Below are 15,861 nucleotides of genomic sequence, written 5' to 3'. Positions count from 1 at the left end.
GTTATCCCCTGGGTGCCTGGCGGCTAGGCGATACAGCCTCCAGTGTCTGGATCTGCTGCCAGGTGTAACCGTGATTCACGCGTAGCTCGCGGAAGCCGTAGATGACCCGGCTGGTGAACAGGGCCGTGACGAAATAGCGGTTTTTCTCGAGGCTGCCGTCACGGCCCCTGACGTCGACCGCGAAGGCGACCGGCTCCACGTTGTAGCCGCTCCTGGCTTGTCGAACGGGCACCGCGTTGCTGTATTCGTAGATCGTATTGATCCTCGACAGGATATTGTCGCCTGACAGGCAGGGTGCGGCCGGTTCTGGCCTGCCCTTGCGAAAGCTGATCAGTTCCGCCGTGGCGTCCAGCCGGACCCTGGCGGCGAAGGGATCGCGACGATGGTGGCTGACGATCAGCGGAGTCAGCATGCCGCCGTAGACCCCGAGTATTTCGCCTCGCCCGAGGTAGCGCCTGGCAGACACCAGAAACCTGCCGACCAGATGTTCTTCCTGCGGGGAGCGCATGTCATCGTGTTCAAACCGTGTGATCTCCAGTTTGTCTTCGTAGAGGCGAGCGACCTTTTCATGACCCTGGGATTGCAGGTAAGGGACGATCTGCTCCGCGCGTGCCCTGGACTGGCGGCTCCCCTCGGCCTCGCTGTAGTGGATGGCGACAACGGTCAGGGGCTCTCCCTCCAGGTCGCGCAAGGGATAACGACCGTTGTCGACGCGATCGTAGGTGAGGGGGGAGTTCAAATGGGATCGGTAGGACTTGCGGGTGCGCATGCGCTGTCGTTCATCGGTGGTGAAATACTTGTCGTCAGTGGTCTCGGCCGGGGCGCCGGATTCCGTCTGGACCTGCAAGGTGCCGGTTCCTGAAGGCACGGAGGGGCCGGCATCTCGATACACGGCCCATTGACCGTCAGCCTGGTGTTGGAGCAACGGCTGATAAAAGCTGTAGGGATTGCGTGCGTTCAGCAGTCGCCAGCCCTCGGCAACCTGCCGGACCGGGTAGTAGCGGCTACCATCGCGGATGTAGTGCAGGTGGGCATGGGCGGCAACAGGCCTGTAGTTGAGATTCTGGTAGATGCCGTCGTGCAGCTCCAGGCCGGACAGGATTGTCCCGCGCACGGCGAAACTCTCCGGCAGCCGGGTGGGCGTGCCGGTTCCGGATCGCCCGGACGCAAGGTGCGGACCGCGCAGGGCCGGCACCTGGCTGCGTAATCTCGAGGCTTGCGCGAAGATGGCCCGTTTCAGGTCCAGCGCTGCCTGCTTCTCGTCCAGGCTGATGCCATGTGCGCTGTTCAGGCTCTGCTGCGTCAGTTTCGGCATCGCCAGCCAGACGCCGGCGTACAGGTCATGCGGGCCGGACAGCGTGTGGCCGCGACGGTCCTGCAGTTGGTAGAAGGCCCCGGTTTTCTTCAGGCGTCTGCAGGTCAGGCTGTCGTGTTCGCCGATGGTCTCCGGGGCCACGGTGGTGTCAATATCGGGGTCCCACAGTTCAAGACGAATATCCTGCGGCCAGGTTTCCAGGGTTTCCAGCAGGGAAAAGGCCAGCCGGTCACTTTGCTGGGCATGCGGCCAACCCGGATAAAGGCCTTCGAATACCCGTGAGATGCGAACCTGCTCCAGGGCCCGGTCGATCTCCCTGTTCAGCGCCGGCGCTGTTTCAGGCCTGGGTTGCTTCTGCAGGCCCAATGAGAAGATGGCGTCGACCAGATGACTTTTCGGCAGTTCGGGGTGTTCCTCGCGTAGCTGTCGTTGCACAGGGGTGTCGAGTTGCTCTGTCTCAAGATACAGGTGTTCGAACAGGGCCAGGCTGTTTCGCTTCGCCTGGGCCTGCAGATTCAGCGCCAATTGGTTCGCTTGATCGAGGTGGGAAATATGGCTCTCCAGCAACGCATCGATTTCTTTCTGGTCGAGCGCTCCGAGCACCACCTCGAGCAGCCTTCCAGCCGTCCAGCGCTGTTCGGAAATATTCACCAGGTTCACACCCGCGCCATATTGGATAACCGCCTGTGGGCCGCTGCTCAGGACTGCCAGCGCTTTGTTCGCCGGCCAACCGGGCAGCCGGGTCAGCAGATAGCACTGGATCCGGGGGGACAGTTGCGAGATCACGGTACCCTTGGCGCGGTCGAGGTCGAAGTCGTCGATTTCCTGAAAGATCCACAGGCGCTTGAGGCTGTCGAGCAGCAGGGGCGGGGTTCGACGGCCGTAGTGATGAATCTGGCGCAGCGTGTGAAGGTTGGTGCCGCTGAGGGGCAGGGCTGCGTTTGCAAGCGCTTCGGACAGCCTGGCGGCGTGTGGCCCCAGGCGTGTGATCAACTGTTGTTTCGACCAGGTCGAGACTTTCTCGTGGATCGTACGCCAGGCGCCGACGCAGTTGTGCTGCAGGAGGGGCCGGTAGACGTCGGGATAACCCGCCAGCACGATATGCCAGTGATCGGTGTCTTCGTCGTGCTCGACCCTGTAGTACTGCTGGTCAAGTTTCAGGACGATGGCCTTGCTCCATGCGTACACACCCAGTGAGTTCGCCTGCCAATGTGCATCAGGGGGCTTGATCGCTGACTGGTACGGCGTCAGGTCGCGCTTCCAGAGGCGCGTGCGGCCACGGAACCGCACGGGAAGCAGCTCGGGTAGACCATCTGTTGGGGTGGCTGTTCGACCGTTTGCCGGCGCCTCGAGGACATTCAGCAAATGCCTCAGGCCCGCGTTCACTTGCGTCGGGCTCCAGATAAAAAAGTCCTGATAGACCGTCGCCGCGAGCTGGCCGCCTGGCGGTGCCAGCAGGGTCTGGTGGAACCGGGGAGCGAGGTTCTTCAGCGTGGCCAGCAGGTCCTCGCGCGCGGTCTGGAATTCCTCCAGCAATTGTTCGCGCGCCAGGGCATCGGCCCGTGCGCTGTGGGTCATCAGTCTGCCGGCGTCGCTTTCAAGGCGTCGCAGTCGCTGCGAGTGAATGTCTTCGAACAGGTCGCCTTCAATCCTTGAAAGGCTGATGAGGTCCCTCAATTGGGCTTGTGAGCGTCCGCTGACGGCTTTGCCGATCCTGGCGGTCAACAGGCGGCCCTGATGGTCGATCGGCATGAGTCGGCTGACCAATTGCCGAAAACCCGCCGAGAGCATCTGTTCCTGGTAGTCCTCTTGAAACGCGACAAGGGACGGGTACTCCTTGAACTCACACCCAGGGTGCTCTGGAAAGTAGATGGCGCAAGGTCCGCTGCTGTTGTCCGGATCGGAAGTGAAATGAATGACGCCGGGCAGCGTGAGCTCGAGAAACTGCACCCTATGAAACAGAGGCAGCTCTCCGGCCCTTTTCCTGGCGGGCAGCAGGAAGTATTTCAAGCGCTCCTGGCACTTGGGCGTGATGTCTTTCTTCATGAAGGCCATTTGCAGCAGCACCTCGAAACGGCTCTGCTCATGGCGCACGAAGTGCTTGCGCTTGCTGGCAAGGATCATCAGTTCGTCAGCCGGGCGATCGAGGTCCAGGATCTCCCTGAGATGATCGAGATAGGCGCGACCGAGATCGAGCGTGCGGCAGCAGCGGGCAAACACTTCAGGTCTGAGGCCGCTTTCGAGGCCCGCGGTTTTGCCCGAGCAATAGATGGCCGAGCCGCTTTCGAAAGCGCTGGCGTGGGTTTCCCACTCCTCGAAGTTGTACAGCGCCGCTTCCAGCAGCGAGTATTCGGGGCTGGTGTCGTAGATGGGGATCAGGCCCAGGAGATTGTATTTTTTCCGGCGGATGACCAGGGTGGCGGCCTGCATGTCTCTGAGCTCGGGAGCACGACTCCTTATCTCGAGCTCCAGAATAGGCTCGGCGAAGATCTCGATACTCTTGAGTTGGCTGAGGATATTGGCCACCAGGAGCCTGGAGGCCGCATTTTTCAGCAGGGCCGAGCGCAGTTCGGCGCGCTGTGCGGCTGTCGAGTCGGTCATCCAGTCCGGCAGGCGGGACTTGATGAAACTGTAATGGGGCAGTGTGCGATGTAGGTTTGTTGCTGGCTTCGTGTGCATGGCGGGGCTCATTGTCGGCTTGACGGGGGGCAGGATTTGCGTGGCACCTGCCTTCAGGTTTCCAGGCTCGTCTCGGGTTCGGCGAACGTGGTGCGGACTCCCGCCTCGGTGTAGCCGTAGTTCCAGCGCAGTTCTTCATCGGCGGGAATGCCCCGGGTGGTGAAGAAGGCACTGAGCAGGAAGGGTTCCAGGCGACCGTCCGCGACTTCGACATCGACGGGAAACGTTGCCCCCTCGACGTTGTAGCCGCTGCTGGCCTGGCGGACCGGCAGGCGCCCTTCGTATTCGAAAATGGAGTTGATCCGCGAAATGATGTTGTCTCCCGTCAACACCAGCCGATCCCATTTCGGCCTGCCGCTGGGAGGGTTGGGCAGGATATCGATCACGAACGGATCCTTGCGGGCATTGCTGACGTGAAACGGGATGAAATTGCCGCCATACACGCCGATGGCTTCCCCGGCTTTCAGCGGCTTCCTGGCCACGACCATGGCTTGGCCGACCATGCTCGTTTCCGGGGGAAACCTGGCATCCTCCGCGGTGAACGTACGCAGCAGCAGTTTCTCCTCGTAGAGCTTGGCGACTTCCTCATGGCTATCCCATTTCAGGTACGGCAGGATGTCCTGGGCCTGGTGACGCAATCCCGAGTCCGTGACATCGCTCGTGCTCTGGATTTTCCTGATGCGCAGCGGCTTGCCCTGCAGGTCGCGTAATGGATAGCGACCGTTGTTCACCCGGTCATATTCGCCCATCCTGTTGGGCTGATGCTGGTAGGATTTGATGGTTTTCATCCGCTCCAGGTCTTCGCGGGTGAAGGGCTCGGGCTTGATGTACTCCTGCGCCGTGACCATGCTCGATTCACTCTCCACCAGTTCGATCTTGCTCAGTACCGGACCTGGCGCGCCGCCTTTCAAGCCCATGTCCGTGTTGATTTCCCAGCGCCCGGCCGTTCGCCGCAGCACCGGGCGATAAAAGCGGAAAGGGTTGCGGGCATCGATCAGTTTCCAGCCGGGATCTGACGGCTCGACCTGGTAGTACCGTTCTCCCTCCCGGATGTAGTGGCGGGAAAAGGCCCCCCGGTACAGCTCATCGCCGATGGGCTCGAGGTCGCCCGGTGGTGTTTCCAGCGCGAAGTGAATATCCAGGGCGCGGCCGGGCCGGCGGGGCCGCGAGGGCATCGCGGGAGGAATCTGTCGTACGACCGGAGGGGAGGCACTCAACTGCTTGATCTTGTCGATCAGCGCTCGCTTGAGGGCGCTGTTTCGGTTCGGGCCGCTGAAGCCCAGGTTCTCGAACTCGCTGTCGGGCAGGGCTTGTCCGATGGCCGAGTAGAGGTCGCTCGGGGCGAAGACCTGCAGGCTGTCGGTACCGTAGACCCGATAGCGCGAGCCTTCGCGAAGCAGGCGCCTGACGCTCGTGGCGTTGGCGCTCCCGGCGGTGGCGGCAGGCGGTTCGGTCAGTGTCGCCGAGTACAGTTCCAGGCGAACGTCGCCCGACCAGCCCGGCAGTGCTTCAAGGGTCTGGAACGCCAGCCGGTCCGAGTCCGGATTGAACGTCGTGTGCAGATAAAGGCCTTCATGGAGCCGGGCGGCATCCACGTTCTGCATGGACAGCTCGGCTTCGTCCTTCAGATAGGGCAACAGGCTTTTCTGCTCCAGGATCTGCCGGGCTTCGGCGGGGCTGATGGATTTCACCATGGCTTGCACATAGCTTTTGGGCAGGGCCGGAAAGTCCTGTCGGATCTGTTCGGACAGCGGGCCTTTGACCTGTTCGCTCTGCTGATAACGATCTTCGAAGCGTTCCGCCGTGCTGGGTTCGACGGTCGCGGAAGGGGGCGTGCCATCGTTGATCGGCGGGCTTTCCAGCCGTCGCTGGTGCTGGATCTGCCGGTCGAGCTGGAAGCGTTTCAAGGTGTCGAGCAATTGCGCCGGCGGCGACCGGTTGTCGCGATGAAGTTCAAGCAGCAGCTTCGAATCGCTGGCGCTGGCGTGCAGGATCGGCGCCAGGTCTTCGGGGCGGGTGCCCGCTGCGACCGGTCCCAGTCGCTTGAGCCGTTTCAGGTCGCTCCACTCCCGCGGGTTTTCATGCAGGGCACGCCAGGCCCCGCTGCCGTTATGGCGCAAGGGCGGCGCATACGCCCACGGGTCGTCGGGGTGCTGGATGGACCACTCGGGCGGGGAGCCCCCATGGCTGACCTCATAGAGCTGATCGTCCAGTGACAGGTAATGCCGGCCCTGGTAGTCGTACAGGCCCTGTTCATCGGGAAGCAGCGCCTGCGGCAGTTCAAGGGATTGTCGGTAGGGGGCCAGGTCCGGTTTCCACAGGCCGGAGCGGTGGGGTGCAAACTTGACACGCAGCAGCGAGCCGACGAAGCGGCCGGCCTTGGCGGCACCCGCGGTGGCGCCCATGAGCACGATCTGTTCGGTGACATCCATGAGGTAGTTGAGCGCCTCCACCTTTTCGCCGCGCCGCCAGGCATCGAACCCCAGATAGACCTCATGGATCAGCTGTATCCCCGTGGACACCAGCAGGACCTCGCCGATCACGGGGATGAACGAGGCCGCGAGGACCAGGGCGCTCAGGCCGGCCTTTTCGTAGGCTTGCAGCAGCTGTCGGCGGGCCTGGGCGTCGGTCTGCGCCGTGGGCACGACGACCTCGCGGCCATGGCGTTCGATCTGTTGCCTGCGCAGGTCGCGCAGGCCCTTGAACACGTTGCCATCGATGGGGTGCAGTACAAGCAAGACTGACCCGTGCTCCGCAACAAGACCGGGTTTGGGATGCCACTTTTGCCACATGGCCTGCCTGATCGTCTGGCTGAGCAGCGCTCCCTGGTGACTGGCCGGGAGGAAACGTGAAAAGAAAGAGCGGTAGGCGGGTGACAGCAGCCTGCGGCTCAACTCGTTTTCGAAATCCCGCAGGGAGCCGTAGCGCGCCAGGGGGCTGATCGGGTCCTGCGGTATGTAGACCAGGCATGGACGGGTGTCGTCGCTGGTGTCCAGGCCGATGATCAGTACCTCGCTGGCGACCATGCCGAGAAGTTCGAGCCGCGAGCAGGGCTGGGTGCCATAACGGACGACATAACGATCATTGAGTACGTCGAGGAGTACCCGGTAGCTGGCCGGCGTGATTTCCTGCTTGAGCATGGCCAGGTGTATCGCGCTGGCGAAGGCGTCCTTGCCGCTCTGGAGCAGAGGGTCCCGGGCACGGCTGGCGAGGTCGTCGCCATCGACCGGGGCGGCGGCATCGAGGACGGATCGCAGGTGGGCCTGGTAGAGGCGACCGAAGTCGAGCCGGCGACAGACCAGGGCGAACTCCTCGGGTCTGATCGGGGTCTTGCTATCGAGGGCGCCTGGCACCCGGTAGATCCCCGAGCCCGCGCCGAAGGCGTCGGCGCTGGTCAGCGATTCGTCGAAGTTGTGCAGGGCCGCCGATAGCAGGGTTTGTTCGCTGGTACTGCCCTGGACCGAAACCAGGCCGAAAAAATAGTCGTTCTTGCGCACATGGACGAAGGTCGCCTGCTCGACATCCAGGGTCAGTCGGAAATTGACGGCGATGGCTTCTTCCAGCAGCGGCTTGACGAACTGCGCCGGCGTTTGCAGCTTTGCCATCATCTGCTCGACGTCATGGCGGGAATTGCAACTGGCTATCATGCTCTGGCGCAACGCGTCGCGTTGTTCGCGAGGCGCATCGAGCAGCCAGGCGGGCAGATGCTCCTTGATTACGTCGAAATGCGGCTGCTCGTTGGAGAGCGGGGTGGGGGATGGAGTCATGACGGTGGCCTTGCCGGATTCTTGAAGCGCCAGCTAACGACAAGGCGGCGGTGCGGCGGCACTAGATAGTTGTCGGCCCGTCCCTGGGGAAGGGGCGCGGGTAAAACCGACGGTTATAGTCGGACTTGATCAAAATTTGTGCTATATTCCGCCCCCGCGAATTTTCATCTCGATACTTCCCATCTCGACATCGGTCATCGCCATGCAAGCAGCCAAGCCGTTATTTGACTATCCCAAGTACTGGGCCGAATGTTTCGGGCCAGCGCCCTTCCTGCCCATGAGCCGGGAAGAGATGGATCAGCTTGGCTGGGATTCCTGCGACATCATCATCGTCACCGGTGACGCCTACGTTGACCATCCGTCCTTCGGCATGGCGATCATCGGTCGGCTGCTGGAGTCCCAGGGCTTCCGCGTCGGGATCATTGCCCAGCCGAACTGGCAGTCCAAGGACGACTTCATGAAGCTCGGCGAGCCGAACCTGTTCTTCGGGGTCGCGGCCGGCAACATGGACTCGATGATCAACCGCTACACCGCCGACAAGAAAATCCGCTCCGACGACGCCTACACGCCGGGCGGCATGGCCGGCAAGCGTCCGGATCGCGCCAGCCTGGTCTACAGCCAGCGCTGCAAGGAAGCCTACAAGCATGTGCCGATCGTGCTCGGCGGCATCGAGGCCTCGCTGCGCCGGATCGCCCACTACGACTACTGGCAGGACCGCGTGCGCAACTCGATCCTGATCGACGCCAGCGCCGACATCCTGCTCTACGGCAACGCCGAGCGGGCGATTGTCGAGGTCGCCCAGCGCCTGTCGTACGGCCACAAGATCGAAGACATCACCGATGTGCGCGGCACCGCGTTCATTCGCCGGGACACGCCGCAAGGCTGGTACGAAGTCGACTCCACGCGCATCGACCGGCCGGGCAAGATCGACAAGATCATCAACCCGTACGTCAACACCCAGGACACCCAGGCCTGCGCCATCGAGCAGGAGAAAGGGCCGGTTGAAGACCCGCAGGAAGCCAAGGTCGTGCAGATCCTGGCCAGCCCGCGCATGACCCGCGACAAGACCGTGATCCGCCTGCCGTCGGTGGAAAAAGTCCGCAATGACGCGGTGCTCTACGCCCACGCCAACCGCGTGCTGCACCTGGAAACCAACCCGGGCAACGCCCGCGCGCTGGTGCAGAAGCATGGCGAGGTGGATGTCTGGTTCAACCCGCCACCCATCCCGATGACCACCGAAGAGATGGACTACGTGTTCGGCATGCCGTACCAGCGCGTCCCGCACCCGGCGTATGGCAAGGAAAAGATCCCGGCCTACGACATGATCCGTTTCTCGGTGAACATCATGCGTGGCTGCTTTGGCGGCTGCACCTTCTGCTCGATCACCGAGCACGAGGGACGGATCATCCAGAACCGCTCCGAAGAGTCGATCATTCGCGAGATCGAAGAGATCCGCGACAAGGTGCCGGGCTTTACCGGGGTGATTTCCGACCTCGGCGGTCCGACCGCGAACATGTACCGCATCGCCTGCAAGAGCCCGGAAATCGAATCCGCGTGCCGCAAGCCATCGTGCGTGTTCCCCGGCATCTGCCCGAACCTGAATACCGACCACTCGTCGCTGATCCAGCTCTATCGCAGTGCCCGCGCGTTGCCGGGCGTGAAGAAGATCCTGATCGCCTCCGGCCTGCGCTACGACCTGGCGGTCGAGTCGCCGGAATACGTGAAGGAACTGGTGACCCACCACGTCGGCGGCTACCTGAAGATCGCCCCGGAACACACCGAGGAAGGTCCGCTCAACCAGATGATGAAGCCGGGCATCGGCAGCTATGACAAGTTCAAGCGGATGTTCGAGAAGTACTCCAAGGAAGCCGGGAAAGAGCAGTACCTGATTCCGTACTTCATCGCCGCGCATCCTGGCACCACCGACGAAGACATGATGAACCTGGCCCTGTGGCTCAAGGGCAACGGTTTCCGTGCCGACCAGGTGCAGGCCTTCTACCCGTCGCCGATGGCCAGCGCCACGGCCATGTACCATTCGGGCAAGAACCCGCTGCGCAAGGTCACCTACAAGAGTGACTCGGTGACCATCGTCAAGAGCGAGGAGCAGCGCCGGTTGCACAAGGCGTTCCTGCGCTACCACGACCCGAAGGGCTGGCCGATGCTGCGTGAAGCCTTGCTGCGCATGGGCCGTGGCGACCTGATCGGGCCGGGCAAGAACCAGCTGATCCCGCTGCACCAGCCGGCGACCGACAGCTACCAGAGCGCCCGCCGGAAGAACTCGACGCCGGCCGGCAGCCACAAGGTGGCGAAGGAAACCACGACCAAAATCCTCACCCAGCACACCGGCCTGCCGCCGCGTGCCAGCGACGGTGGCAACGCCTGGGACAAGCGCGAGCAGGCCAAGGCCGCCGCGTTCGCCCGCAACAAACAGGCGGCCAAGGAGCGCGCCGATGCCGCCAAGGGCAAAGGCAAGAAGCCGCCCCGCAAGCCGGTAGTCCCGCGCTGAAACCAGGCGCTGCCGGGTGGGGGCAGCCCCGCCTCAGGCAACCCGATCAAACAGCTGTTGTGCCGTACGCCCATCGAAGGCTTCGCGCCAGATGGGCGTATGGGGCAACCCCTGCTGTTGCTGGCGAATCTGGCTTTCCACGCCCAGCCTGCTTTGTGCCAGGGTTTTCAGGTGCCCGCCCTTGAGTTCGAAGTTGCGCGGCGGGGTATCCTTGCGCGCGTAGTGGAAATGCGCATGCCAGAGTTCCTTCCGGGTGGCCTTGTCGCGTATCGAATAGACATCCAGGTAGTTTTTCCTGGCGCCCTTGCCGCGCTCGACCCGGTCCTGGATCTTTCTGACCTCTATCTGATCGTTGTCGATCAGATAGAGCAGGCGCTGCACGCTGAGTACGTTCGGGTCCTTGTATAGCCTCAGCCTGATGTTCTCGCCTTCGTTGCGCAGGTTCTGGCCGGCTTGCCTGAGGCGAGCGGCCAAGGCCGGCGCCTGCGGGGCCTCGGCGGCCGGCAGGGCGGCGATATCCGTGGCGTGCTGGTCCAGTCGCTCGGCCCTGGCGTCAAGGTATTCGACGATGTTGCTCGGGTTCTGCCTGGCCTGTTCATCTCGTTGGGCCTTGGCCAGATAGGTTTCCACTTGCCCCAGGAGCTGATTGGCGTCGCTGAGTCGGGTGGCTGGCAATTTGCTGGGCTGTTCGACGGGGGCCGCGGGGGCTTCGCTGAGAGTCCCTTGCCATTGGCCGTTGACCTGGCGATAGGACCGGAAGGGGAGGCCCGGCTTGTTCTCTTCGATGATATCGACCAGGGTTTCGCCATCGTCGGTGATGCGCTCCTGGCCGAGCTTGAGGTGATCCTGGCCGCCCCGCCTGACTTTGATCAGGCGCTTTCGCGGGGGCGGGAAATGGCTGGTCGATGGCTGGGCGGGGAGAAAGTCCAGGTCGATGGCGTCGAGGTCGGTGGACAGGGCTTCATTGCTGTGGGCCTGTGCATAGCGTTGTTCCAGCTCGCCGACGATGGCGTCGTTGAACTCGCCGATGAGGTCGATGATCGCCTTTTGATGGGCTGTCTCCGTGGCGGCGGTGGGGTAGTCGCGCATCGCTTCGAAGTTTTCCCGTATCCCCGAGGTTTGTTCCAACAGGTTATCGAGTACGGCGATCTGCTTGTCCTCGGGGATCAGCCTGATCTGGTCCAGGGTCACGAAGACTTCCCTGAACCGCGTCATTTCCTGGGTCGCCTCGAAGTGGTAAGTGGGCGGTGCGCTCAGATTCACCGGGTCGCCGACCGAATACAGATTGCTCAGGGCGATCAGCTTGCCCATGTCGATGGCCCGGATCGTGGTGGGCGTCCCCAGGATCAACTGCTCGATCCTTTGCTCGGTCTGCCCGCCTGGCGCCAGCTCGCGCAGGCTGGCAATCGCGACCTGCCGTTGTTCCAGGATGGGCGTTCGCTTGGTGAGGCTTGCCAGCATCTTTCTGTTGAAGTCCCGGAACTCTCGCAGGTGAGTCAATGGGTTCGGCAGGACCGGGCCGGCCTGGGCGATGAAGTTGTCGTCCTCGGCGAGGAACAGCCTGGAGTAGAACTCCACCTGGCTGGAGCGCATATCGTGCAGTTCTCTGCGGTAGATATCGGTCGCCTGTTTCCGGCTCCAGAGTTCCTTGTGGGTTTCGTAGCGTTTGATGTGTTGCTCAAGCAGATTGAGGTGGGTGCGCAGGTAAACCTCATTGGCGATCCTGGCAATCCTGCGGGCGTTGTCGTCAGCCGCCCGGATGACGGCGTCGCGCATTGCCGGCATTCGCTCCTGGGAGGCTTGCAGCGCGCGATGATGGGTTGCCAACTCGTGGACAAGTTGGTCGTCCTGCAGCTTGATCGTTTCCAGCCGGCTCAGCCTGCGCGGCATGCCGCCGGCCCCGCCCACGATAATCCCGACCCATTGGCCGTCCGCGCGACGAGTGATCGGCTCGCTTCTGCCGGGGCGCGTCGGGACATAGCTATTCTCGGGGTCCGCCGCCACCGGGTCGCCGGGTCTGACGATGCGGTAGACCTTGCGCGTCGGCGTCGAGGCCTCTCGATCATCCATGACCTGATAGGCGCCGCCGTCGATGCTTACAAAGCGCTTGCCGCCAAAGTTGTACAGCGATTGCTCGTCGTCGGCGATGGGCAGGTGTTTGTCCTGACGAAAATGCGCCAGTCGGCCAGGGGTGAGCAGGTACTGGTCGGGAACCGGGAGCAGCTCCTTGAGATCTTCGCGATGCTCCTGGGCGAGTCGCAGCAGATCGTCGACCAGACGCTGCGGCTCGTCGAGTCGATAGCCCAGGGCATCGCGCTGGGCATCATTGAGTGAGCGCAGCACGCTGCCGGCGAGGTTGTGTTCGGCCGAGGGCCCGTAGATCAGGCCGCCGGTGGCATCGATGCCCATGTAGCGCTCGTCGTTTCTGAACAACCTGAGGGTGGTCGTGGCGTCCTCCAGCCCGTAGCTGCGCGAGGGCAGGGTCGAGATGATCGGTCGGCCACTGCTGTCGATTCCCGGGTCGATGCGGATCTTCAGGTTGCCGGGCCAGCGTGGCAGGCTGCACAACAGCCGGCAGAACAGGGCCTCGCTGTCTTCGCCAAGGCCGCGCTCGGCCCTGTCCGCCCAACCGGCCAGCGCACTGATGATTCGGCTCTGCTGTTGTGACGCCTGAACCGCCGCCAGCACCGCGGGCTCGATCCGGCTATCCAGGGCAATGGCCTGGAGCGATGAGTGTTTGTCCACCAGGTCGATGGCCGCCGCCTGGCTCAATCCCGGAAAGCGTTCCCGCAGGACGCCGACGGCGGGCTTGAGAGGCTTGCCGGGTTGGCTGACGGGAGCAAAGGCATAGGCCGGGTCGCTCGGCTTGAGTTGTGAGCGCGTCGGGGTATCGAGCAGGGCCAGGTACAGGGCGTGCTGGTGATCCCTGATATCCCGGGCGAGCGCCTTGCGTAGCTGGGTCAGGCGCTGTTCGAAGCTCTGCTCGATCACGCCCGCCGTCTCGCTCGCCCAACGGTGCTGGTTGAGGTGTTCGTAGGCCTTCAGGGTGGTTTCCAGCAGCGCACCCGTTTCGGCCGACTTCGGCTCATACGCGGGCCGGTAGCGCCCCGGTTGGTCTTCGCTCAGCATGATCGTCGGTTTCGGCCTGGCATCCGCGCGTGGCAAGTCGGCGTAGCGGCTGGACGTGCCCGGCTCGCGGCTCTCGATCTCCAGGGGCGCCTGCAGTTGCCGGGCGAGCAGGGCGGGCAAGGCCTTGTCGGCATAGGGCGCCAGTTTGGCGTCGGGGCTGTCGAGGGCCTCTCGCAGCTGATCCAGGGCCTTACGCACCTGCAACTCGGCAATGGCCTGATTGGCTTCCCAGGGGGCTGTTTCATCGCCCCGCCAGATTTTTTCCAGTTTCGACCGGGAAAGGTCCGACCATGCCAGCAACCGGCCCAGTTCCTGCTCATTGAGGGAGGGCAGATCGCGGCGCAGCATTTTCTGCAGCAACTGGGTGTCGGAGAGTGCGCTGATATCGACCGGCGCCAGTTTCCACGAGCGGGTAACAGGATCGAACACCATGGCGGGCCTGTAGCTGCCGGCATCCGGGTGTAACAGGTGATAACGCCCGCTGTCCTTGTCCAGCATGACCTCGCCGACCCGGGTCTCGGTGTCGAGCTTGATCTGGACATAGAGCTTGCCGTCTTTTCTGATCAGGCCCTGGGCATCAACCGTCAGCCCCTCGACGCTGCTCTGGGCGAGCGGCGTGTAAGGGCGCAGGTCACTCAGCCAGAGGGCATTGCCGGTCGCCTGTGTCACCGTGCGGGGCCTGCCCATGGACTCGATCAGTGCGCGGGTGCGGCGGGCCGAAAGGCGTGCGCCGATCGCCTGGATTCGAGCCGTGATGACCAGCTCCGCCACATCGGTGACGGCCTGCACGAATTCCATTTTTCTGCCGCTGGCCAATTCGGTGCTGGCCACCAGGCTCTGGTAGGCCAGGGTGCCGAGGCTGGCGCTGATCATCAGAGGGTTGAGGCCCAGCACTCCGCCAGGCAAGGGCAGCAGGAGCAGTTCCATTGTCTCGCTGGCCATCCATTGAAGGGTGTTGATCAGCGTCTGCCAGTCGAGGCTGCGGCGGGTGGTGGCGAGATTGCTGATGTCGGCGATCAGTCTCAGGGATTGGGTCCGGGTCAGCGTGTCCAGCACCGAACTGCTTTGCTCGCGTTCCGCCTGCGGGGTCATGACCAGATTGATGCGTCGGGCCGGTGCTTCGGTATCGCCAAACGCCTTGTACAACCAGCGGGCGGGGGTGGTCAGTTCGTTTTCATCGACGCTCGGGACCTTGAGCTTGCCGTAGAAGTCGGCCTGGTTCATCAGCGACATGGTGCGTGTGAGCCAGGTGATCTGGCCCGTACCCGCATCCTCGCGTATCTGATCGCGCAGATCCTTGAGCGCCAGCGCGGACGTCAGGTGGTAGCGCAGGGCGCCGCCCGGCCGGTCCGGGAAATAACTGAATACGCCTTGAGAGGCTCCGCGCTCGAAACGCATCAGGCAGAAGGGCAGCGGCAGCCATTGCAGATCGCCGAAATTGGGCAGGTAGTCGCGACCAAAATCAAGGCTGTAGAACTGTGCGCTCATGAGCTGTTTATCGGCCACGGCCTGCATGAATTTTTCCGCCGAGGGCTGATCGGTGCCGGGCAGTGTCTGCTGGCGCAAGGCTTCCAGGACCGCGAGTTCCAGGCTGGCCTTCTGAAGGGCGCTCAGTGCGTCGTTGATCTGGCCGATCATTTGTTCATGCAGTTCGCGTCTCAGGCGCGATCCCAGGTCCAGGGCGCGAACGACCGAGATAAAGCGATCCACGCTCAGGGATACTCTCTGCGCGGGATCTTCGCAGACGACACTGATGCTGCTGTGCCTCTGGAAATCGAAGCCCGAAGGAAACGAGGCCGTGGCGCCGGTGAAAGAGAAGTTCTCCCTGGCGGCCTGCCACAGGGATATGGAGATGATCTCCTCTACCGGGGCGCTTGGGTCCAGGGCTCTGCGGTGCCTGGTTTTCCGATACTGCTCGATGATTCTGTAGATGAGCTCGATCGGGTCCTTGGCGTCGGTACGCGGGGGAACTTTCAGTGTTTTGGTATTCAGCCGGGATTTTTCCGCATCGATGTACTGGCCGGTTTCCTCATGGAGTGCCGTGCGCAGATCGTGCCTGGCGTTGCGTTCGAAACGGGCCTTGAACCCTTGTAGCGATTCGGCCAGCTTTTGCTTGAGCCGTGGTTCTTCCCGGCACAGCGCCAGGTAGCGTTTCTGTTCCTCGGCGCTCAGTGGCGCGAGGAAAGAGGTCAATTGGTGTTCGATGGTGTCCAGCGCATCGTAGTCGGACCAGGTGTCACTGGACATCAGATAGTCGCCAGGTGAGTCGACTACAGGGAAGGGGGCGATTGCGGTCATGGAGACACTCTCTTCAGTGGCGTTGCCTGCGTCAGTCAGGGGCAGAAACAGTCGGAGTGTCATCTAAGGGCGGAACGGCCTTGCCAAGGTGTTAGATATCTACCGTGCAGAGATTTCGCCCTCGTCCGCAGGCGGGTCGAGCGACCTGCCGGTGGATGCCAGGCGCC

Annotated in this window: 4 protein-coding genes; 1 reads left to right on the top strand and 3 read right to left on the bottom strand. The window is 62.8% G+C overall.

Annotated features, from left to right (window positions below):
• Position 1: 1 nt before the first annotated feature.
• Positions 2 to 4,006, bottom strand: a complete 4,005-nt coding sequence (locus HX881_RS05595) for a dermonecrotic toxin domain-containing protein (RefSeq protein WP_177083355.1) — start codon at positions 4,004 to 4,006, stop codon at positions 2 to 4.
• A gap of 41 nt (positions 4,007 to 4,047) precedes the next feature.
• A complete protein-coding gene (locus tag HX881_RS05590) occupies positions 4,048 to 7,761 on the bottom strand; it encodes a dermonecrotic toxin domain-containing protein (protein WP_177083353.1) in 3,714 nt (1,237 codons plus the stop codon).
• A gap of 202 nt (positions 7,762 to 7,963) precedes the next feature.
• Here HX881_RS05590 and HX881_RS05585 point away from each other — a divergent pair, with 202 nt between their 5' ends.
• A complete protein-coding gene (locus tag HX881_RS05585) occupies positions 7,964 to 10,267 on the top strand; it encodes a YgiQ family radical SAM protein (protein WP_103032799.1) in 2,304 nt (767 codons plus the stop codon).
• Between the two features lie 33 nt (positions 10,268 to 10,300).
• Here the strand turns inward: HX881_RS05585 and HX881_RS05580 are convergent, their stop codons facing one another.
• Positions 10,301 to 15,694: a hypothetical protein gene (locus tag HX881_RS05580; protein ID WP_177083344.1), complete on the bottom strand. Its 5,394-nt coding sequence runs from the start codon at positions 15,692 to 15,694 to the stop codon at positions 10,301 to 10,303.
• Positions 15,695 to 15,861: the final 167 nt, after the last annotated feature.

The organism is Pseudomonas gingeri (assembly GCF_013386115.1).
In the GTDB taxonomy this organism is placed as follows: domain Bacteria; phylum Pseudomonadota; class Gammaproteobacteria; order Pseudomonadales; family Pseudomonadaceae; genus Aquipseudomonas; species Aquipseudomonas gingeri.
The sequence above is the reverse complement of the archived record's forward strand: the minus strand, read 5'-3'. Positions and strand labels throughout refer to the sequence as shown.

What these genes read in the sequence shown, in the direction of transcription:
- HX881_RS05595 (WP_177083355.1), bottom strand. Translation starts at nt 4,006, where the DNA reads ATGAGCCCCGCCATGCACACGAAGCCAGCAACAAACCTACATCGCACA.
- HX881_RS05580 (WP_177083344.1), bottom strand. Translation starts at nt 15,694, where the DNA reads ATGACCGCAATCGCCCCCTTCCCTGTAGTCGACTCACCTGGCGACTAT.
- HX881_RS05585 (WP_103032799.1), top strand. Translation starts at nt 7,964, where the DNA reads ATGCAAGCAGCCAAGCCGTTATTTGACTATCCCAAGTACTGGGCCGAA.
- HX881_RS05590 (WP_177083353.1), bottom strand. Translation starts at nt 7,761, where the DNA reads ATGACTCCATCCCCCACCCCGCTCTCCAACGAGCAGCCGCATTTCGAC.